The organism is Pseudomonas phenolilytica (assembly GCF_021432765.1).
In the GTDB taxonomy this organism is placed as follows: Bacteria; Pseudomonadota; Gammaproteobacteria; order Pseudomonadales; family Pseudomonadaceae; genus Stutzerimonas; species Stutzerimonas phenolilytica.
Genome location: NZ_CP058908.1, coordinates 685,460 through 705,993 on the forward strand (window position 1 = coordinate 685,460; position 20,534 = coordinate 705,993).

Annotated in this window: 16 protein-coding genes; 7 read left to right on the forward strand and 9 right to left on the reverse strand. The window is 67.5% G+C overall.

Annotation, left to right across the window (positions count from 1 at the left end; genetic code table 11):
* The 4 genes from bioC to bioB form a co-directional block, all read right to left on the reverse strand.
* Positions 1–816, reverse strand: a complete 816-nt coding sequence (gene bioC, locus HU825_RS03295) for a malonyl-ACP O-methyltransferase BioC (protein WP_043295450.1) — start codon at positions 814–816, stop codon at positions 1–3.
* Positions 809–1,534, reverse strand: coding sequence for an alpha/beta fold hydrolase (locus HU825_RS03300; protein WP_234302902.1), 726 nt, complete (start codon positions 1,532–1,534; stop codon positions 809–811). Before HU825_RS03300 ends, bioC begins: the two co-directional genes overlap by 8 nt.
* Positions 1,527–2,705, reverse strand: coding sequence for an 8-amino-7-oxononanoate synthase (bioF, locus tag HU825_RS03305; RefSeq protein ID WP_234302903.1), 1,179 nt, complete (start codon positions 2,703–2,705; stop codon positions 1,527–1,529). Before bioF ends, HU825_RS03300 begins: the two co-directional genes overlap by 8 nt.
* Before the next feature lie 102 nt (positions 2,706–2,807).
* Entirely contained in the window at positions 2,808–3,863 is a 1,056-nt protein-coding gene (gene bioB, locus HU825_RS03310; RefSeq protein ID WP_043295447.1) for a biotin synthase BioB, read from the reverse strand.
* Positions 3,864–3,956: 93 nt separating this feature from the next.
* Between bioB and HU825_RS03315 the strand changes: the two genes are divergently transcribed.
* Positions 3,957–4,661 (forward strand): ComF family protein, encoded by a 705-nt coding sequence (locus HU825_RS03315; protein WP_054094029.1) that lies wholly within the window; start codon positions 3,957–3,959, stop codon positions 4,659–4,661.
* Positions 4,662–4,787: 126 nt separating this feature from the next.
* Entirely contained in the window at positions 4,788–5,762 is a 975-nt protein-coding gene (locus HU825_RS03320; protein ID WP_043295445.1) for a serine/threonine protein kinase, read from the forward strand.
* A 134-nt stretch (positions 5,763–5,896) separates the two neighbouring features.
* Here the strand turns inward: HU825_RS03320 and HU825_RS03325 are convergent, their stop codons facing one another.
* Positions 5,897–6,736 (reverse strand): 23S rRNA (adenine(2030)-N(6))-methyltransferase RlmJ, encoded by an 840-nt coding sequence (locus HU825_RS03325; RefSeq protein WP_234302904.1) that lies wholly within the window; start codon positions 6,734–6,736, stop codon positions 5,897–5,899.
* 136 nt (positions 6,737–6,872) lie between these two features.
* Between HU825_RS03325 and HU825_RS03330 the strand changes: the two genes are divergently transcribed.
* Positions 6,873–7,916: an NAD(P)H-dependent flavin oxidoreductase gene (locus HU825_RS03330; RefSeq protein WP_043295443.1), complete on the forward strand. Its 1,044-nt coding sequence runs from the start codon at positions 6,873–6,875 to the stop codon at positions 7,914–7,916.
* Position 7,917: 1 nt separating this feature from the next.
* Here HU825_RS03330 and fni read toward each other — a convergent pair whose 3' ends face one another.
* A complete protein-coding gene (gene fni / locus HU825_RS03335) occupies positions 7,918–8,958 on the reverse strand; it encodes a type 2 isopentenyl-diphosphate Delta-isomerase (RefSeq protein ID WP_234302905.1) in 1,041 nt (346 codons plus the stop codon).
* Between the two features lie 137 nt (positions 8,959–9,095).
* Here fni and HU825_RS03340 point away from each other — a divergent pair, with 137 nt between their 5' ends.
* From HU825_RS03340 to selO, 4 genes are all read left to right on the forward strand, one after another.
* Positions 9,096–10,898 (forward strand): acyl-CoA dehydrogenase, encoded by a 1,803-nt coding sequence (locus tag HU825_RS03340; protein WP_234302906.1) that lies wholly within the window; start codon positions 9,096–9,098, stop codon positions 10,896–10,898.
* A 119-nt stretch (positions 10,899–11,017) separates the two neighbouring features.
* Entirely contained in the window at positions 11,018–12,763 is a 1,746-nt protein-coding gene (locus HU825_RS03345; RefSeq protein ID WP_054094023.1) for a potassium/proton antiporter, read from the forward strand.
* Between the two features lie 91 nt (positions 12,764–12,854).
* Entirely contained in the window at positions 12,855–16,154 is a 3,300-nt protein-coding gene (mscK, locus tag HU825_RS03350; RefSeq protein WP_234302907.1) for a mechanosensitive channel MscK, read from the forward strand.
* A 126-nt stretch (positions 16,155–16,280) separates the two neighbouring features.
* Positions 16,281–17,738 (forward strand): protein adenylyltransferase SelO, encoded by a 1,458-nt coding sequence (gene selO / locus HU825_RS03355; protein ID WP_234302908.1) that lies wholly within the window; start codon positions 16,281–16,283, stop codon positions 17,736–17,738.
* A 168-nt stretch (positions 17,739–17,906) separates the two neighbouring features.
* On the opposite strand, the gene HU825_RS03360 is transcribed toward selO, so the two are convergent.
* From HU825_RS03360 to HU825_RS03370, 3 genes are read right to left on the reverse strand one after another with little or no spacing between them, the layout of a single operon-like run.
* Positions 17,907–19,112: a hybrid sensor histidine kinase/response regulator gene (locus tag HU825_RS03360; RefSeq protein ID WP_234302909.1), complete on the reverse strand. Its 1,206-nt coding sequence runs from the start codon at positions 19,110–19,112 to the stop codon at positions 17,907–17,909.
* Positions 19,113–19,115: 3 nt separating this feature from the next.
* Positions 19,116–19,718: a chemotaxis protein CheB gene (locus tag HU825_RS03365; protein ID WP_043295436.1), complete on the reverse strand. Its 603-nt coding sequence runs from the start codon at positions 19,716–19,718 to the stop codon at positions 19,116–19,118.
* Positions 19,715–20,533 carry a CheR family methyltransferase gene (locus tag HU825_RS03370; protein WP_054094019.1) on the reverse strand — a complete coding sequence of 273 codons (819 nt, stop codon included), beginning with the start codon at positions 20,531–20,533 and terminating at the stop codon, positions 19,715–19,717. Before HU825_RS03370 ends, HU825_RS03365 begins: the two co-directional genes overlap by 4 nt.
* Position 20,534: the final 1 nt, after the last annotated feature.

Consider the following 20,534-nt stretch of genomic DNA (forward strand, 5'->3'; position numbering starts at 1 on the left):
TCATGACTCCTTGCGTAACACGCCGTAGACCACCTGATAGGTCGCCGGCAATCCCGCGGACTGGCGCAGCTGCTCGTAGGCGGCGACCAGCGCACGCAAACGCGCGCGACCGGTCAGCCCGCCGGGCCGTCCGGGGTTGAGGTTATGCGCACCGAGCGCCTTGAGCTCATGAGTCAGTTGGCGCAGATCGGCGAAATGCAGCACTTCTGGACGCACCTCCAGCGCCAGCGGGCGCAGACCGCTTTCATTGCACAGTGCCTGATAGGTGGCGAGGGGGCGAAAGCGATTGACATGGGCCAGGCCATCCACGGCCTGCCAGCTGTCGCGCAGCTCCTGCAGCGTGCCGCTGCACAGGCTGCTGAAGGCAAACGTACCGCCTGGCTGCAGGACGCGGCGGACTTCGCTGAGCACACCGGCGAAATCCTCGCACCACTGCAAAGCCAGACTGGAAAACACCAGCCCGACGCTGTCCTCGCGCAGCGGCAGATGCTCGGCGTCGCCGACGACGAACTGCCGCGCGCCGCCGGCCGGCCGCGCGTGGCGCAGCATGCCTTCGGCAATATCCAGCGCCACACCGTCGGCCTGCGGGAACCGCGCCGCCAGCGCGCGGGAGAAATAGCCGGTCCCGCTGCCCAGGTCGAGCCAGCGCGTCGGCGACGGCATGTCCGGCAATGCGGCCAGCAGATTGCCGCCGACCCGTCGCTGCAGGGCAGCGACGCTGTCGTAGCTGGCGGCGGCACGGGAAAAGGACGCCGCCACCTGGCGCTTGTCGGGCAGCACGCCCGTCGGGCGCTGGCCGGGGGAAGACTCAGTCATCCTCGCCCTCATCCATAAACGCCAGCATCGCCGTCGCCACGTCCTCGGCGCGCTCCAGCGGCAGGCCGTGACTGGCATTGGCCAGCACGTCGACTTCGACGTCCGGCAGCCAGGCCAGCAGCGCCTCGGCAGCGCTCGCCGGCACCAGCGCATCGCCGCCAGCGAACAGATGCAGCTGCGGCCCGACGTAGCGCTGCAACGCGGCGCGACCGTCCAGTTCGGCCAGCAGGCGCAGCCCGGCAGAGGCGATCGGCTGCGGCTGGTCGAGCAGACTGACCTGCAGCTGGCGCGCCAGCGTGCGCGGATCGTAGGCGCCGCGGCTGCAGAGCAGGCTGAAACGCTTGAGCGTGTCCTGCGGCCCCAGGCGGAAAGCTTCCTCGAAGGCATCGAAGACCTCGGCCGGCATGGCTGCCGCCCAGTCGTCGCGACTACGGAAACAGGGGTTGCTGCACAGCGTCATCAAGCCGGGGCAGTTGTCGCCGCGGCGTGCCGCCAGCTGCGTCGCCAGCATGCCGCCCAACGACCAGCCGGCCAGCCAGCAGTCGGCCGGCAGGCGAGCGTCCAGCTCGTCGAGCCAGGCGCTCGGCTGCTCCAGTGCCGGCAGCGGTGCGATCTCCACCTGCAGATGCGGCTGGCGCTCGCGCAGCACCCCGGCCAGCGGTTCGAGCGCCGCGGGGCCGAATGCCCAGCCCGGTAGCAGAATCAGTCGTTCACGCATCGTCGCGCTCCTCGGGCAGCAGTGCCCAGCAGTCGGCCAGCGCCTCCAGCAGGCGCTCGAGCTGCGCATCGCTATGGGTCGCGGTGAAGGTGATCCGCAACCGTGCGCTGCCGGCCGGAACGGTCGGCGGGCGGATGGCGCCGACCAGGATGCCGCGCTCGCGCAGCAACGCCGATAGCCTCAACGCCCGCTCGCTGCTGCCGACCAGCACTGGCTGGATCGGCGTCGGGCTGTCCATCAGCGTCAGGCCGATCTGCGCGGCGCCCTCGCGGAAACGCGCCACCAGACGCCGCAGATGCTCCCGTCGCCAGCCCTCGCTGCGCAGCAGTTCCAGGCTTTTCAGTGTGGCACAGGCCACCGCCGGCGGCTGGCTGGTGGTATAGATGTACGGGCGGGCGAACTGGATCAGCGTCTCGATCAGCTCCTCGCTGCCCGCAACGAACGCCCCTGCCGTGCCGAACGCCTTGCCGAGGGTGCCGACCAGCACCGGCACATCGTCGATGCCCAGACCGAATTGCTCAACGATGCCGCCGCCGCTCGCACCCAGCGGGCCGAAGCCGTGCGCATCATCGACCATCACCCAGGCGCCGTGCTGCCTGGCCGTGGCGCAGATCGCCGGCAGGTCGGCGAGGTCGCCGTCCATGCTGAACACGCCGTCGGTGACCACCAGGGTGTTGCCGGTGGCTTTCTCCAGGCGCTTGCCAAGGCTGGCAGCATCGCTGTGCAGGTAGCGCGAGAAGCGTGCCCCCGACAGCAGCCCGGCATCGAGCAGCGAGGCATGGTTGAGGCGATCCTCCAGCACCGTGTCGCCCTGTCCGAGCAGCGCGGTGACCGCCGCCAGGTTGGCCATGTAGCCGGTGGAGAACAGTAGCGCGCGCGGTCGTCCGGTGAATTCGGCGAGCGCTTCTTCCAGCCGGTGATGCGGCGTGCTGTGGCCGATCACCAGATGCGAGGCGCCGCCGCCGACACCCCAGGTCGCGGCGCCCTGCTGCATGGCGGCGATCACCTCGGGATGGTTGGCCAGCCCCAGGTAGTCGTTGGAACAGAACGCCAGCAGCCGCTCGCCATCGACGACCACTTCAGGCTGCTGCGGGGTCTGCAGCAATGGACGATGGCGATAGAGATGCGCGGCGCGGCGCTCGACGAGGCGGGAGGCGAGATCGAAGGTCATGGGCAGAACCGGTAACGGTGGATGGCCGCAAGCGGGCCATCCACCCTACGAATAAGTCGGCTTCGCGGTGAATGAGGCTCGGCTCATCCACCGCACCGCACATCAAACAGCCGCGTTGTAGAACAGCTTGGAATCGCGCTGCTCGATCAGCGCCTGCTCGATGGCGGCCTGATGCACCTCGTCGGCGTGCTCGTGGCGCTCTTCCGGCTGGATGCCCAGGCGCGCGAACAGCTGCATGTCCTTATCGGCCTGCGGGTTGGCGGTGGTCAGCAGCTTCTCGCCATAGAAGATCGAGTTGGCGCCAGCGAGGAAGGCCAGTGCCTGCATCTGTTCGTTCATCTGCTCGCGGCCGGCCGACAGACGCACATGGGACTTGGGCATCATGATCCGCGCAACGGCGAGCATGCGGATGAAGTCGAACGGATCGACGTCCTGCTCTTCGGCCAGCGGCGTGCCCTTGACCTTGACCAGCATGTTGATCGGCACCGACTCCGGGTGCTCCGGCAGGTTGGCCAGCTGGATCAGCAGGCCGGCGCGGTCGTCCAGCGACTCGCCCATGCCGAGGATGCCACCGGAGCAGATCTTCATCCCCGCCTCGCGCACGTAGCTCAGCGTTTCCAGACGCTCGGCGTAGGTGCGGGTGGTGATGATGTTGCCGTAGTACTCCGGCGAGGTGTCGAGGTTGTGGTTGTAGTAGTCCAGGCCGGCTGCGGCGAGAGCGCGGGTCTGCTCCTGATCGAGCTTGCCGAGCGTCATGCAGGTTTCCAGGCCCAGGGCCTTGACGCCCTCGACCATCTTCAGCACGTAGGGCATGTCCTTGGCCGACGGATGCTTCCAGGCCGCGCCCATGCAGAAGCGCGTCGAGCCGATGGCCTTGGCTTCGGCCGCGGCCTCCAGCACCTTCTGCACTTCCATCAGCTTCTCTTTATCGAGACCGGTGTTGTAGTGGCCGGACTGCGGGCAGTACTTGCAGTCTTCCGGACAGGCGCCGGTCTTGATCGACAGCAGCGTGGAAACCTGCACGCGGTTAGCGTCGAAGTGCTGGCGGTGCACGGTCTGCGCCTGGAACAGCAGATCGTTGAACGGCTGGGTGAAGAGTGCCTTGACCTCGGCGAGCGTCCAGTCGTGGCGGGTAACGGAAGCGGCGGTGGCGCTCATGGGTGATCCTTGTAATAAATAGCGGCTCGGCGGCCTGGCACGGATGCGGAATGGTTAGCCAAGCCCGATACGCTGTCAACCAGGAACGGAATCATGGTGAACAAGTGGCTATTTATCGAACAACACTGTCTGCTCTGCGACGAACCCTGCGCGGGCGATCCGCTGTGCAGTGCCTGCGAAGCCGATCTGCCCTGGCTCGACGCACGCTGCACGGTCTGCGCCGTGCCGCTGCCGGTGCGCGGACTGGTCTGCGGCGAATGCCTGAAGCGACCGCCTGCCTATGACCACGTCGAGGTGCCCTGGCGTTTCGCCTTTCCGGTCGACACGCTGATCACGCGCTTCAAGCACCAGGCGCACTGGCCGTACGGTCGACTGCTGGGCGAGCGACTGGCGCACCATCTGCGCCACGCCTACGCCGATGGCCTGCCGCGTCCGGACCTGTTGTTGCCGGTGCCCCTGGCCCGCCGCCGGTTGCGTCAGCGCGGCTTCAACCAGGCGCAGATGCTGGCCCGCTGGCTGAGCCGCGAGCTGGCCATCGTGTTCGATGACTGCGCGCTGGAACGGCTGCTCGACACACCGCCGCAACAGCAGCTGGACGCCGCCACGCGCCGACGCAACCTGCGCCAGGCGTTCGCCCTCAGGCCCGGCCGCGACTTGCGCGGGCTCCACCTGGCGCTGATCGACGACGTCCTGACCACCGGCGCCACCGCCGAAGCGCTCGCCCGCTTGCTCAAACGCGCGGGCGCGGCGCGGGTCGATGTCTACTGCCTGGCGCGCACGCCGAAGCCCGGCGACTGAGCGGCTCGACTCGCGGTGGAAATTCGCTGCGCGAGATTTCCACCCTACGACCTGATCGCGGCGGACCCGCGGTTGTTTAAAAGCCCGGGTGCAATACACTGAACGGTCTATCCTGCGGAGCCGGTCATGTCCCATCCCTTCGATACCCTCACGCCGGATCTGGTCCTCGACGCCGTGGAAAGCCTCGGCTATCTCAGCGACGCCCGCGTGCTGGCGCTCAACAGCTACGAAAACCGCGTCTATCAGGTGGGCATCGAGGGCGAAACGCCGTTGATCGCCAAGTTCTATCGCCCGGCGCGCTGGAGCGACGCAGCCATTCTCGAGGAACACCAATTCAGCCTGGAGCTGAGCGAACACGAGGTGCCGGTGGTGGCGCCGCTGGAGCGCGAGGGCAGGACGCTGTTCGCCCATGCCGGCTTTCGCTTCGCACTGTTTCCGCGGCGTGGCGGGCGCGCACCGGAGCCAGGCAATCTCGACCAACTCTATCGCCTCGGCCAACTGCTCGGGCGCCTGCACGCAATCGGTGCCAGCCGGCCGTTCGAGCACCGGGAAACGCTCGGGGTGCAGAACTTCGGTCACGACTCGCTGAACACCCTGCTCGACGGCGGCTTCGTGCCCCGTAGCCTGCTGCCGGCCTACGAGTCGGTGGCGCGCGACCTGCTCAAGCGGGTCGAGGACGTTTTCGCCAACACGAACTTCACGCCCATCCGCCTGCATGGCGACTGCCACCCGGGCAACATCCTGGCGCGCGACGACGCGTTCCATCTGGTCGATCTGGACGACTGCCGCATGGGCCCGGCCGTGCAGGACCTGTGGATGATGCTCGCCGGTGAGCGCCACGAGCGGCTCGGCCAACTGGCCGAACTGGTGGACGGCTACAACGAGTTCCACGACTTCGCCCCGCGCGAACTGCCGCTGATCGAGGCGCTGCGCGCGCTGCGGCTGATGCACTACAGCGCGTGGCTGGCGCGGCGCTGGGACGATCCGGCGTTTCCGATGAGCTTTCCCTGGTTCGGCAGCGAGCGCTATTGGGGCGATCAGGTGCTGATCCTGCGCGAGCAGCTGTCGGCGTTGCAGGAAGAGCCGCTCAGGTTGTTCTGAGGCATGGTGCGGCGGCGGCCGCGTGACGGTGGATGTGAAAAACGACATCCACCCTACGGTTGATCGGGCAGCAGGGTAGATCGCTCTTTATCGAGGCACCGGGTGGCGGTCCACCGGATGGCGATCTCGGCGGCTCAGGCCTCTTCGATCAGCCAATCCAGCCGCCAGCCGCCCCGGCTCTGCGCCAGCTGCTCGGCCAGCCACGGCAGCAGCTCGCGCAACTCGTCCGCCAACCCCCACGGCGGATTGGCGATGGCCAGGCCCGAACCGGCCAGGCGGCCGGCATCGTCCGCGGGGTGAACGAGCAGTTCGGCGCGCAGCAGTTTGGGCGCACCGCTACGGGAGAGGTCCTGGTAGAAGCGCTTGAGCTGGCGCTCGTCCTTGATCGGATACCAGATCACGCCGATGGTCTGACGCATACGCCCCAGCGCCTCCTTCAGCGCCGTCACGCAACGGCTCAGCTCGTCGGCCTGCTCGAACGGCGGGTCGATCAGCAACACCACGCGCTTCTCCTGCGTCGGCATCAACGCGCGCGGCACGAACCAGCCCTCGCCCAGATGCACCGCGACGCGATGGTCACCGGTCATATTGTCCTTGAGCAGCGCGCCGTCCTCGGGATGCTTCTCGTTGAGCTGCAGGCGGTCCTGCTCGCGCGTCAGCTGCCGCGCCAGTTCCGGCGAGCCGGGGTAGTAGCGTAGCGTGCCGTCCGGGTTGAGGGCGCGGATCACGCCGAGGTAGTCGTCGAGCAGCGCCGGGCGCGCCTCGGCCTGCCAGATGCGCGCGATGCCCTGCAGCCACTCGCCGGTGCGGCTGGCCTGATCGCCGGCCAGGTCATACAGCCCGACGCCCGCGTGGCTGTCCAGGTAGGCGAACGGCGCCTCCTTGCGCGACAGCAAAGCGAAGATCCGGCTCAGGACCAGATGTTTGAGCACGTCGGCGTGATTGCCGGCGTGGAAGGCGTGGCGGTAATTCATGTGATCGCTCCTCGGCAGCCGCGCAGTTTACCCGCGCTGCAGGCGCCGCACACCGGCGGCCGGGCCGAAGGTTTCCCCGTTATCGTCCCGGAGGACTAGAGTTACCTATCCCACTATGACTTCTATGGAGTTGCTCATGGACCTGCGCGATCTTCTCGCTATCGAACACCCACTCATCCAGGCACCTATGGCAGGCGCGCAGAATCATGCGCTAGCCGCTGCCGTCTGCGGTGCCGGCGGGCTGGGTTCGATTCCGGCGGGCATGCTCGATGCCCAGGCACTGGAACGCGAACTGAGCGCCATCGAAGCGCTGACCGACCGCCCGTACAACGTGAACTTCTTCTGCCACCAGACGCCCACCGCCGATCCGGCGCACATCGCCGCCTGGCACCAGCTGCTGGCGCCGTACTTCGCCGAGTTCGGCGTCGATCCGGCGCAGATTCCCAGCGGAGCGACCCGCCAGCCGTTCGATGCGACGATGGCTGCCGTACTGGAACAGCACCGTCCGGCACTGGTCAGCTTCCATTTCGGCCTGCCCACGCCCGATCTGCTGAAGCACGCCCGTGCCAGCGGAGCGAAGATCGCCGCCAGCGCCACGACCCTCGAAGAAGGTCTGTGGCTGCAGGAGCACGGCGTCGACGCGGTGATCGCCCAGGGCCTGGAAGCCGGCGGCCATCGCGGCATCTTCCTGGGCGAGGAGCTGACCACCCAGCTCGGCACCTTCGCCCTGCTGCCGCAGCTGGTCCAAGCGCTGAACGTGCCGGTGATCGCCGCCGGCGGGATCGCCGATGCGCGCGGCGTGGCAGCTGCGCAGGCGCTGGGCGCGGCTGGCGTACAGGTCGGCACGGCCTATCTGCTGTGCCCGGAAAGCCTCACCAATCCGCTGCACCGCGCCGCACTGAAGAGCGAGCGTGCCCGGCACACCGCGCTGACCACGCTATTCACCGGCCGCCCGGCACGCGGCATCGTCAACCGCATCATGCGCGAGCTTGGCCCGCTGCCCCATGGCGTGCCGGACTTCCCGCTGGCCGGCAATGCCATCAGCGCGCTACGCGCCAAGACCGAAAGCCTCGATCTGGATCACTGCACACCGCTGTGGGCCGGCCAGAATGCCAGCGGGTGCCGCGAGGTGCCGGCCGCCGAGCTGACCCGCGCGCTGGCCGCCGGCTGGCGCACCTGAGTCAGGCGGGAATGCGGACCAGCGGCGCCTGTGCCAGCGCGGCGAGGTCCGCCGAGCCGCTGCAGAAGCAGGCGATGCGCAGCTGCTCGATCAACACGCGAAAGTGCGCGACCACCGCCTCCGGCGACGCCAGCGCGCTGTCCAGCACGGCAGCGGCCTGCGCCACCAGATCGGCGCCGAGAGCGATGGCCTTCGCCGCGTCGATGCCGTCGCGGATACCACCGGAACCGATCAGCGTGGCCTGCGGACAGGCCCGGCGTACCGTCTGGATCGCCTCGGTGGTGGGAATGCCCCAGTCGGCGAACGCCTCGGCCACCGCGCGCTGATGCGCCGTGGTCGCCCGCGCCGCCTCCACCGCCGCCCAACTGGTGCCGCCGGCACCGGCCACGTCAAGCACCGCAACACCGGCATCCAGCAAGCGCTGCGCCACCGCGGCCGACAACCCGGCGCCGACCTCCTTGGCCACCAGCGGCACCTCCAGCGTGTGCGCCAGTCGTTCGATGGCGGCGAGCACGCCGCGCCAGTCGCGATCGCCGCCCGGCTGCACGGCCTCCTGCAGCGGATTGAGGTGGATGATCAGCGCGTCGGCCTCGATCATCTCCACCGCGCGCCGCGCCTCGTCGACGCCGTAGCCCTGCACCAGCTGCGCAGCACCGAGGTTGCCCAGCAGCGGAACGTCCGGCGCCAGCCGGCGCAGCTCGCCAGTGAGGCCGTGGCTGGACGCGCCGGATTCCAGCGCCACCCGCTGCGAGCCCACGGCCAGGGCGATCCCCAGTTCCTGCGCGGCCTCGGCCAGGTGCCGGTTGATCGTTTCCGCACGCCGGGCACCGCCGGTCATCGAACCGATCAGCAGCGGCGCGGCCAGCGGGCGGCCGAACAGACTGGCGGAGAGGTCCACCGCATCCAGATCCAGCTCCGGCAGCGCGCAGTGCTCGAAGCGCCACGCGGCAAAGCCGGCGCGCTGCACGCCGCGCGTGCGCAACGGGTCCAGCACGATATCCAGATGATCGTTCTTGCGGGTGGTCAGCTCGTTATCAGCCATTGCGTGCCCCTCTACTGCGCGTGCCTGCAGGATGCCAGAAGACGCTCGGTTTTATGCAGGCATCACCCATCTGTATGGAGCTAGGCAGCGACCGGCGGCGCTTCCTAGACTCGGTGGCATCTCAAGGAGGCCGTTCCATGACCGAAACCCTGCTCTGTCCGCGCAACCTGGCGTTCGAACTCTACGAGGTGCTGGATGCCGAGGCCCTGACCCGCCGCGAGCGCTTCGCCGATCACAGCCGCGAAACCTTCGACGCCGCTCTCGGTACCGCGCGCACCATCGCCGAAAAATACTTCGCGCCGCACAACCGCAAGTCCGACGAGCATGAGCCGCAGTACGTCAACGGCGAAGCGGTGCTGATTCCCGAGGTCAAGCCGGCCGTGGACGCCTTCATCGAGGCGGGCTTTCACAACGCCCAGCGCAGCTTCGACGACGGCGGCATGCAGCTACCGAACCTGCTGTCGCGGGCCTGCTTCGCGCATTTCCAGTCGGCCAACATCGCCACCAGCTCCTACCCGATGCTGAGCATGGGCGCCTCGCACCTGATCGAGGCCTTCGGTTCCGAGGAGCAGAAGCAGCGCTTCCTGCAGCCGATGCTCGAGGGCCGGTTCTTCGGCACCATGGCGCTCACCGAGCCGCATGCCGGCTCCTCGCTGTCGGACATCCGCACCCGCGCCGAACCGGCCGGTGACGGCAGCTACCGCCTCAAGGGCAACAAGATCTTCATTTCCGGCGGCGACCACCCGCTGTCGGAAAACATCGTGCACATGGTGCTGGCCAAGCTGCCGGACGCACCGCCCGGGGTTAAGGGCATCAGCCTTTTCATCGTGCCGAAGTTTCTGGTCAACGACGACGGCTCGCTGGGCGAACGCAACGACGTGCTGCTGGCCGGCCTGTTCCACAAGATGGGTTGGCGCGGCACCACCAGCACCGCGCTGAACTTCGGCGACAACGGCAACTGCGTCGGCTACCTGGTAGGCGAGCCGCATAAGGGCCTGGCCTACATGTTCCAGATGATGAACGAGGCGCGCATCGGCGTCGGCATGGGCGCGATCATGCTCGGCTACGCCGGCTACCTCTACTCGCTGAACTACGCCCGCGAGCGTCCGCAGGGCCGCCTGCCGGACGGCAAGGACCCGGCCGCCGCGCAGGTGCCGATCATCGAGCACACCGACGTCAAGCGCATGCTGCTGACGCAGAAGGCCTACGTCGAAGGCGCCTTCGATCTCGGCCTGTACGCCGCGCGCTTGGTGGACGACGAGCACACCGCCGAGAGCGACGAGGAGCGGCGCAACGCCGGCGAGCTGCTCGACCTGCTGACGCCGATCGTCAAGTCCTGGCCATCGGAGTACTGCCTGAAGGCCAACGAGCTGGCCATCCAGATTCTCGGCGGGCATGGCTACACCCGCGAATACCCGGTGGAACAGTACTACCGCGACAACCGCCTCAATCCGATCCACGAAGGCACCCACGGCATCCAGTCGCTGGACCTGCTCGGCCGCAAGCTGATGCAGAACAAGGGCGCCGGCCTGCGCCAGCTGCTCGGGTTGATCCAGGCCAGCTGCGCACGCGCCGCCGAATACGACTCGCTGACCGTACTGCGCCAGCCGCTGGAGCAGCACATCGCCCGCCTCACCCGCGTGACCCAGGCGCTGCTCGGCGATCTGGCGGCCGGCAAGGTGAACCAGGCGCTGGCCAACTCGGCGCTGTATCTGAAGGTGTTCGGCCATGCGGTGATCGGCTGGCGCTGGCTGGAACAGGCGCTGCGCGCCACGCACGGACTGACCGAAGGGCAGCCGGCCGATGCCGACTTCTACCGCGGCAAACTGCAAGCGGCGCGACTGTTCCTCACCTGGGAGCTACCGGGCTGCATGCACGAGCTGGCGCTGCTGGAGCGACGCGACGACACCTGTCTGAACATGGAGGGCGACTGGTTCTGAGCGAGGCGAACGCGCGCCGAGCGCGAGCGGGGTATTTTTGACAGACCGTCAAAACCTCGGGTTAGAATCCTGCTGGCACAGCCCATGCATATCGCGGCTGCATCTACAGGAGAACGCTTTTGGACGTCGGCAACATCAATCACCTGTTTTTCATTGGTGGCTTGCTGGTGGCCATTAGCATTCTCGTCAGTTCGTTATCGGCGCGTGTCGGCGTACCCATTCTGGTGATCTTCCTCGGCGTCGGCATGCTCGCCGGCGTCGATGGCATCGGCGGCATCGTCTTCGAGGATTACAGGCTCGCCTTCGTCATCAGCAACCTGGCACTGGCGGTGATCCTGCTCGACGGCGGCATGCGCACGCGCAAATCCACCTTCCGCGTCGCGCTGTGGCCGTCGATGTCGCTGGCGACCTTCGGCGTCGCCATCACCGCCGGCCTCACCGGCATCGCCGCCGCCTGGCTGTTCGACCTGGAGCTGATCGAGGGTCTGCTGATCGGCGCCATCGTCGGCTCCACCGATGCCGCGGTGGTATTCAACCTGCTCAACGGCAAAGGGCTGAACGAACGGGTCGGACCGACGCTGGAGATCGAGTCGGGCAGTAACGACCCGATGGCGATGTTCCTCACCGTGACCCTGATCGGCATGATCGCCTCGGGCCAGACCGAGTTCACCTGGATGGTGCTGGTGAGCCTGGTGCAGCAGTTCGGCATCGGCATCGCCCTCGGCCTGGGCGGCGGCTGGCTGCTGCTGCAGCTGATCAACCGGCTGTCGGTGGCCGACGGCCTCTACCCGCTGCTGGCGGTGGCCGGCGGCATCATGATCTACGCATTGTCCGGCGCGGTGGGCGGCAGCGGCATCATCGCCGTCTACGTCTGCGGGCTGATGCTGGGCAACCGGCCGATCCGCAACCGCCACGGCATCATGCACATGTTCGACGGCCTGGCCTGGCTCAGCCAGATCGGCATGTTCCTCGTGCTCGGCCTGCTGCTCACGCCCAGCGAACTGCTGCCCATCGCCGTGCCGGCGCTGCTGCTGTCGCTATGGATGATCCTGTTCGCGCGACCGATTTCGGTATTCCTCGGCCTGCTGCCGTTCAAGAGCTTCAACCTGCGCGAGCGCGTCTTCATCTCCTGGATCGGCCTGCGCGGCGCGGTGCCGGTGATCCTCGCGGTGTTTCCGCTGGTGGCCGGGCTGGACAACGCCCAGCTGTTCTTCAACGTCGCCTTCTTCATCGTGCTGGTGTCGCTGCTGCTGCAGGGCACCACGCTCACCTGGGCCGCGAAGAAAGCCCGGGTCGAGGTGCCACCCGCACCCTCGCCGATTTCGCGTACCGGCCTGCAGGTGCATACCACCAGCCAGTGGGAGATCTTCGTCTACCGCCTGTCGAGCAGCAAATGGTGCATCGGCGCCGCGCTGCGCGAGCTGAAGATGCCGCCCGGCACACGCATCGCCGCGCTGTTCCGCGGCAAGGAGCTGCTGCACCCGTCCGGCAGCACGCGGCTGCAGGTCGGCGACATCCTCTGCGTGATCGGCCACGAGGAGGATCTGCCCGCGCTCGGCCAGCTGTTCAGCCAGGCGCCCAAGCGTGGCCAGGACCTGCGTTTCTTCGGTGACTTCATCCTCGAAGGCGAAGCCGAGCTGGGCGCGATCGCCGCGCTCTATGGCCTCAAGCTGGACGGCATCGACGGCAGCCAGCCGATCGGCCAGTTCCTGGCTCAGCAGCTCGGCGGCCAGCCGGTGGTCGGCGACCATGTCGACTGGAACGGCCTGGCCTGGACGATCGCCGCGATGGAAGGCGGCGAAGTGCGCAAGGTCGGCCTGAAATTTCCCGAAGGCGCCAAGCCCGGCCCGCAGCTGATGTTCTGATCGCGGCGGGCGCGGCGCGCCCGTCTCGCGGACTCGCACTCGCCCGGCGCAGACCGTAGACTCAGCAGTCCCTTCGTTTGCGGCTGCATCCATGTTCTCCGTGCGCACCCTACTGCTGGCGGCCCTGGCCGCACTTTCCCTGAACGCGATGCCGGCGCTGGCTCAGGCGCTGGATATCACCGGCAGCAAACCGGCCGCCGAGGCCGAAGCCAAGCCCGCCGCCCCGTCGCTCGCCGAACAGATTCAGCAGCAGGCCGAGCAGACCGCGACCGCGCGCCAGCAGCTCGAAGAGCGCAGGACGCAATTCGCACAGGCGCCCAAGGAGATCGTCGAAGCCCGACGCGCACTCGATGCGCTCAAGGCCAAGCCGGACGAAGACCCGGCCAGGCGCTACGCCGGCCTGAACGTCGCGGCGCTCGATCAGCGCCTGGCCGAACGGATCGACGAGCTGGCCGAGTGGCAGAAACAGCTCAGCGCCGCCAACAGCCTGATCATCACCGCGCAGACCCGCCCGGAGCGTGCGCAGGCCGCCATCGGCAGCGCCCAGGCGCGCATCCAGGAGATCAACGCGCAGCTCAAGAGCGGGCGCGACGGCGGCAAGAGCCTCGGCGACGAGCAGCGCAGCCTGCTCAACGCGGAACTCGAGACCCTCGGCGCACAGATCGAACTGCGCCGCCAGGAGCTGGCCGGCAACAGCCTGATGCAGGACCTGGGCAAGGCACGCCGCGACCTGCTCGCCGAACGCATCGCCCGCGCCGAGCTGGAAACCCAGGCGCTGCAGGCGCTGATCAACGAGAAGCGCCGCGCCGAGTCCGAGCAGACCGTCGCCGAGCTGTCGGCCAAGGCCGAGCAGGCCGGCTCCGATACCCTCCTGGCCGCCGAAAGCGCGGAGAACCTCAAGCTCTCCGACTACCTGCTGCGCGCCACCGAGCGGCTGAACGACCTCAACCAGCAGAACCTGCGCACCCGCCAGCAACTCGACACGCTGACGCAGACCGACCAGGCGCTGGAAGAGCAGATCAGCGTGCTCGAAGGCAGTCTGTTGCTGTCGAAGATCCTCTACCAGCAGAAGCTGACCCTCCCCAAGGTGACGCTGGACAAGAACCTCGCCGACGAGATCGCCGACCTGCGGCTCTACCAGTTCGAGCTGAACCAGGCGCGCGAGAAGGCCGGCAACGCCCAGAGCTACGTCGATCAGCTGCTCGCCAGCCAGCCGGCCGAACAGGCGACAGCGGAGCTGCGCGCCGCGCTGCTGGAACTGCTCAACACCCGCAACGAGCTGCTCGACCGGCTGAACCGCACGCTCAACGCGCTGCTCAACGAATCGATCACCCTGCAGCTGAACCAGAAGCAGCTGCACGATACGGCGAGCGCCCTGAGCGCGACGCTCGACGAGCAGATGTTCTGGATTCCCAGCAACAAGCCGCTGGACCTGAGCTGGCTGGCCAGCGCGCCGCAGCGTCTGGAGCGCCAGCTCGCCAGCATTCCCTGGCGCTCGCTGCTGGGGGAGCTGGGCGCCGGCCTGAAGGAGCGTCCGCTGCTGTTCCTGCCGCTGCTGCTGGCAATTGCCGTACTGCTCTGGCGGCGCCCGGCGATCAACGCCAAGCTCGATGCGCTGAGCCGCGACGTCGGCCATTTCCGTAACGACAGCCAACTGCATACGCCTTTGGCGCTGTTGCTCAACCTGCTGCTGGCGCTGCCCGGTGCGCTGCTGCTGGCGCTGTGCGGCTATCTGCTGCAGATGGACGCGCGTGGGCAGAACCTCGGCCTCGGTGCCGCGCTGTACGAGATGGCCCAAGCCTGGCTGGTGTTCTACACCGCCTACCGCATGCTCTCGCCGGGGCGGGTGGCGGAGCTGCACTTTCGCTGGTCGAAACCGCAAGTGACCTTCCTGCGCGACGAGCTACGCCGCCTCGGGCTGGTGGTGCTCACCCTGGTGGTGGCGGTTAGCATCGCCGAGCAGCAGCCGGCCAATCTCGCCGACGACGTGCTCGGCCTACTGGTGATCATCGCCTGCTATGCGCTGATGAGCTGGCGCATGACGCGCATCCTGCGCAAGGGACCGGCCAGCGAGAATGCGCCGCACGGACGGCTGCTGCTCGGCATGCTGTTCAGCGTGCTGCCGCTGCTGCTGATCGGCGTGGTCGGCATGGGCTACTACTACACGGCGCTCAAGCTCACCGAGCGGCTGATCGACACGCTCTATCTGCTGATGCTCTGGGTCGCGCTGGAGGCCACGCTGGTCCGCGCGCTGACCATCGCCGCGCGGCGCCTGGCCTACCAGCGCGCGCTGGCCAAGCGCCAGAGCAGCGAGGAGAACGGCAACGCCGACACCGAGACGCTGGAGGAACCCGGCCTGGACATCGAGCAGGTCAACCAGCAGTCGCTGCGCCTGACCCGCCTGGCCACCTTCGGCCTGTTCGTCGTCGCGCTGTACTGGGTCTGGTCGGACCTGATCTCGGTGGTGTCCTACCTGGATAACGTCGCGCTCTACGAATTCACCAGCGGCAGCGGCGATACGCTGACAACCTCGGCGATCAGCCTGAACGACCTGCTCGGCGCGCTGGCCATCGTCGTCATCACCCTGGTGCTGGCGCGCAACCTGCCCGGCCTACTGGAGGTCGCGGTGCTGTCGCGGCTGAACCTGGCGCCCGGCAGCGCCTACGCCACCGGCACGCTGCTGTCGTACACGCTGGTGGGCACCGGCATCGTTTCCACGCTGTCGACCCTCGGCGTCAGCTGGGACAAGCTGCAGTGGCTGGTGGCCGCGCTGTCGGTGGGCCTGGGTTTCGGCCTGCAGGAAATCTTCGCCAACTTCGTCTCCGGCCTGATCATCCTGTTCGAGAAACCGGTGCGCATCGGCGACGTGGTGACCATCGGCAACCTCTCCGGAACGGTCAGCCGCATCCGCATCCGTGCCACCACCATCACCGATTTCGACCACAAGGAAATCATCGTTCCGAACAAGACCTTCGTCACCGACCAGCTGCTCAACTGGTCGCTGAGCGACACGGTCACCCGCGTCACCATCCGCATCGGCGTGGAATTCGGCTCGGACCTGGAGCAGGTTCGCGAGCTGCTGTTCCAGGCCGCGCGGGAGAATCCGCGCGTGCTCAAGGACCCGGAGCCGCAGGTGTTCTTCCTCAATTTTGGCGAGAGCCGCCTGGAACACGAGCTGCGCCTGCACGTGCGCGACCTCGGCGACCGCAACCCGGTGATCGACGAGATCAACCGCCGCGTCGACCGCGAGTTCCGCGAGCGCGGCATCGTCATCGCCTTCCGCCAGCTGGACGTGCATCTGAAGGACTACGCCGGACGTGAGCTGCTGCTGCCGAAGAGCCAGCCGGTCGTGACGGGCGGCCCGCTGATCAAGGATCCCGACCCAAGCTGAACCCCACTGCGCGGTAAGAGCCTAATCTGACTGAACGGGCCGCTGGTGCAGCGTGCCGCGAAACGCCGCGCCGCTCTGCCGCCGCACATTCACCGCCCCGCTGCCGGGCATACTTGCGGAGCCATCTTGAAGACCCTTACCGAGCTGCACTTCGACAATCGCTTCGCCCGCCTCGGCGACGCATTCTCGACAGCCGTCGAGCCACAGCCGCTGGCCGATCCGCGCCTGGTGGTGGTCAGCGAAGCCGCACTGGCGCTGCTCGATCTGGACCCAGCAGAGGCCGAGCAGCCGCTGTTCGTCGAGCTGTTTTCCGGGCACAAACTCTGGTCGACCGCCGAGCCGCGGGCGATGGTGTATTCCGGTCATCAGTTCGGCGTCTACAACCCGCAGCTGGGCGACGGCCGCGGCCTGCTGCTCGGCGAGGTGCGGAACGCCGCCGGCGAGCACTGGGACTTACACCTCAAGGGCGCCGGCCAGACGCCCTACTCGCGCATGGGCGATGGCCGCGCGGTGCTGCGCTCGTCGATCCGCGAGTTCCTCGCCAGCGAGCACCTGGCGGCGCTGGGCATCCCCAGCACGCGGGCGCTGTGCGTCACCGCCTCGGCCACGCCGGTCTACCGCGAGCGCCAGGAGCGCGGTGCCATGCTGCTGCGCCTGGCGCCCAGCCACCTGCGCTTCGGCCACTTCGAGTTTTTCTACTACACGCGCCAGCACGCCGAGTTGAAGCAGCTGCTCGACTACAGCCTCGAGGCGCACTTTGCGCAGCTGCGCGAACAGCCCGAACCGTACCTGGCGCTGTTCCGCGAGGTTCTCGAACGAACCGCCGCGCTCGTCGCGCGCTGGCAGGCCTACGGCTTCTGCCACGGCGTGATGAACACCGACAACATGTCGCTGCTGGGCATCACCCTGGACTTCGGCCCGTACGCCTTCCTCGACGATTTCGACGCACGTTTCATCTGCAACCACTCCGACGACCGCGGCCGCTACTCGTTCGAGAACCAGGTGCCGATCGCCCACTGGAACCTCGCCGCGCTGGCGCAGGCACTGACGCCGTTCGTCGAGGTGACGCGCCTGCGCGAGACGATGGAACTGTTCCTGCCACTCTACGAAGCCGAATGGCTGGACCTGATGCGCCGCCGGCTGGGCTTCACACGGGCCGAGGCGGACGACGAACGGCTGGTGCGCCGCCTGCTGCAACTGATGCAGGACAGCGCCGTGGACTACACGCGCTTCTTCCGCGAACTCGGCGACAGCCCGGCGCCGCAGGCCGTGCAACGCCTGCGCGAGGACTTCGTCGACCTGGCCGGCTTCGACGCCTGGGCCGCCGACTATTGCGCGCGCAGCGCCCGCGACGCCACCGAGACCGACCGGCAGGCGCGCATGCACGCGGTGAATCCGAAGTACATCCTGCGCAACTACCTGGCGCAGCAGGCCATCGAGGCCGCCGAACAGGGCGACTATGGCCCGGTGCGTGAGCTGCACGCGGTGCTCGGCCGGCCGTTCGACGAGCAGCCGGGCATGCAGCGCTATGCCGAGCGGCCGCCGGAATGGGGCAAGCATCTGGAAATCAGCTGTTCGTCGTAGGGCGCCGCTCACACCTGACTGCCACATCGCAACGGCAGGTTGCGCCAGCCCTACGGGGCTGAATGTCTTGCGTAGTGGCGATTGGTTTGGAAGCTGTACAGGCAAGAAGAGCCGTAGGGTGGAAAACACGCGCAGCGATGTTCCACCTCCTCGCCGGCAGCGAGGAACTCAGCCCTCCAACGCCGGGCTCTGCAACGGCAAGGTCACCCGAAACAACGCCCCCTGCCCCTCCTCGCTCTCGACCTGGATACGCCCGCCATGCGCGTTGACGATCTGCTCAGCGATGAACAGGCCAAGCCCCAGCCCGGCGCTGCTCTCGCTACCCTCGGCGCGCTCGAACTGGCAGAAGATGCGCGCCAGGCTTTCCGGCTTGATGCCGATACCATGGTCGCGCACCTCGATCCGCGCGCCCTCGGCGCAGGGCCCCACGCTCACCTGCACCGGATTGCCGGCGCCGTAGCGCATGGCGTTGGTGAGCAGGTTGGCCACCACCTGCTCGATGCGAAAGGCGTCCCAGACGCCGACGACCGACTCGGCCTGCTGCAGCTGCAACGTGCAGCCGCGTCCTTCCATTTGCGCGGCGAAGCTCTCCAGCACATGCGCGACCAGCTCGGCGAGGTCGATGCGGCTCGGGCGGATCGACAGCTTGCCGGTGCGGATGCGCGAAACATCCAGCATGTCGTCGATCAGGCGAATCAGGCTCTGCACCTGCCGCTCGTCCTTCTCGACCATGCTGCGCAAACGGTCCTCGCTGAAGGCGGCGAAATTACCGCGCGCCAGCTGCAGCTTGCGCAGCTGCACTTCGAGGATCAGCGTGTTGAGCGGGGTCTTCAGCTCGTGAGAGACGATGGACATGAAGTCGTCGCGCATGCGCACGGCATTCTCCAGTTCGGCCTGGGTGCTGCGCAGCTCGTCAAGCAGCACCTCCTGCTCGCGCCGGCTCTTTTCCAGCGCCTCCAGCTGACGCGCCATGCGCTTGCGGTTGCGATAGAGGTCGACGAACACGCTGGCCTTGCTGCGCACCGCGTGCGCATCCAGCGGCTTGTGCAGGAAGTCCACCGCACCGCTCTCGTAACCCTTGAAGGCGTAGTTGAGCTCGCGCCCGGCGGCGCTGACGAAGACGATGGGAATGTGCTTGGTGCGCTCGGTGCCGCGCATCAGCTCGGCCAGCTGGAAGCCATCCATACCGGGCATCTGCACGTCGAGGATCGCCAGCGCGAATTCGTGCTGCAGCAACAGTTCCAGCGCCTGCTCGGCCGATTCGGCCTCATGCACGCGGATGCCCGGTGCCTGCAACAGCGCGCCGAGCGCCAGCAGGTTCTCCGGTAGGTCGTCGACGATCAGCAGATTCGCCTCATCGGTTTGATAGGGCATGGCTCACTCCAGTTCGCGCAACAATCGGTGTATGTCGCGCAGAGGCAAAATGTAGTCCGGCGCGAAGCGCTGGAGTGCGGCGCGCGGCATGCTGTCGACTTCCGCCTCGTCCGGATCCTGGACGATGGTCAGACCACCGGCGCGATGAATCGCTTCGAGGCCGGCGGCGCCGTCCTCGTTGGCGCCGGTCAGCAGGATGCCGGCCACGCGCTCGCCCCAGGCGTCGGCGGCGGACTCGAACAGCACGTCGATCGACGGCCGGGAAAAATGCACGCTGTCGTCCTGACTCAGCGACAGGCTGGCGTCCTGCTCGACCAGCAGGTGATAGCCGGGCGCGGCAAAATACAGGGTGCCGCCGCGCACCGTCTCCTTCTCGTCGGCTTCCTTGACGTGCAGGCCGGTCTTGCGCCGGAAAATCTCCGCCAGCTGCGTCGGCACGCCTGACGGGATGTGCTGCACCACCAGCAGCGGCAGACGGAACGTCGCCGCCAGCCCGTCGACCAGCACGCTGAGCGCGGCCAGGCCGCCCGCCGAGGTGCCGATAACCACCGCCTCGATGGGCGGCTGCCGCTTGCCGGCCACGCGCCGGGGTGCCTGGCTGCTCATAGCTTGCGGAAGATCCGTTCCGATTTGTCGAAGGCCTCGAACTGCCCGGCGTAGGCGGAGAATTCCACCGTTTCCTTGGCGCCCAGGCCAAGGAAACCGCGATGGCAGAGCGAGTCGTGGAACAGTCCGAAGGCACGGTCCTGCAGCGACTTGTTGAAATAGATCAGCACGTTGCGGCAGGAGATCAGCTGGGTTTCGGCAAACACGCTGTCGGTCGCCAGGCTGTGATCGGCGAAAGTGACGTTCTGCTTGAGCGCCTTGTCCATCAGCACCGCGTCGTAGGCGACCGTGCAATAGTCGGCGAAGCTGGTCCGGCCGCCGGCCTGCTGATAGTTGTCGGTGTATTTGTTCAGGTGCTGGACGGGGAAGATGCCCCGGCGCGCCTGTGCCAGCGAGCGCGGGTTGATATCGGTGGCATAGATCAGCGAGCGCTCCAGCAGGCCTTCCTCCTTGAGCAGGATGGCCATCGAGTAGACCTCCTCGCCGGTACTGCAGCCGGCGATCCAGATCTTCAGCGACGGGTAGGTGCGCAGTACCGGCACCACCTGCTCGCGCAGTGCGCGAAAGTATCCGGGGTCGCGAAACATCTCGCTGACCGGGATGGTCAGGTACTGCAGCAGATCCATGAAGGCCCGCGCGTCATGGAGAATGCGGTGCTGCAGCGCCGAGATGTTCTCGCAGTCCAGCTGCTTGAGCGCAAGCGCCACCCGGCGCTTGAGCGAAGCGCCGGAATAGTCGCGAAAGTCGTAGCTGTACCTGAGGTAGATCGCCTCGATCAGCAGCTTCAGCTCGATATCGGTGCTGCGCTCGGGCATG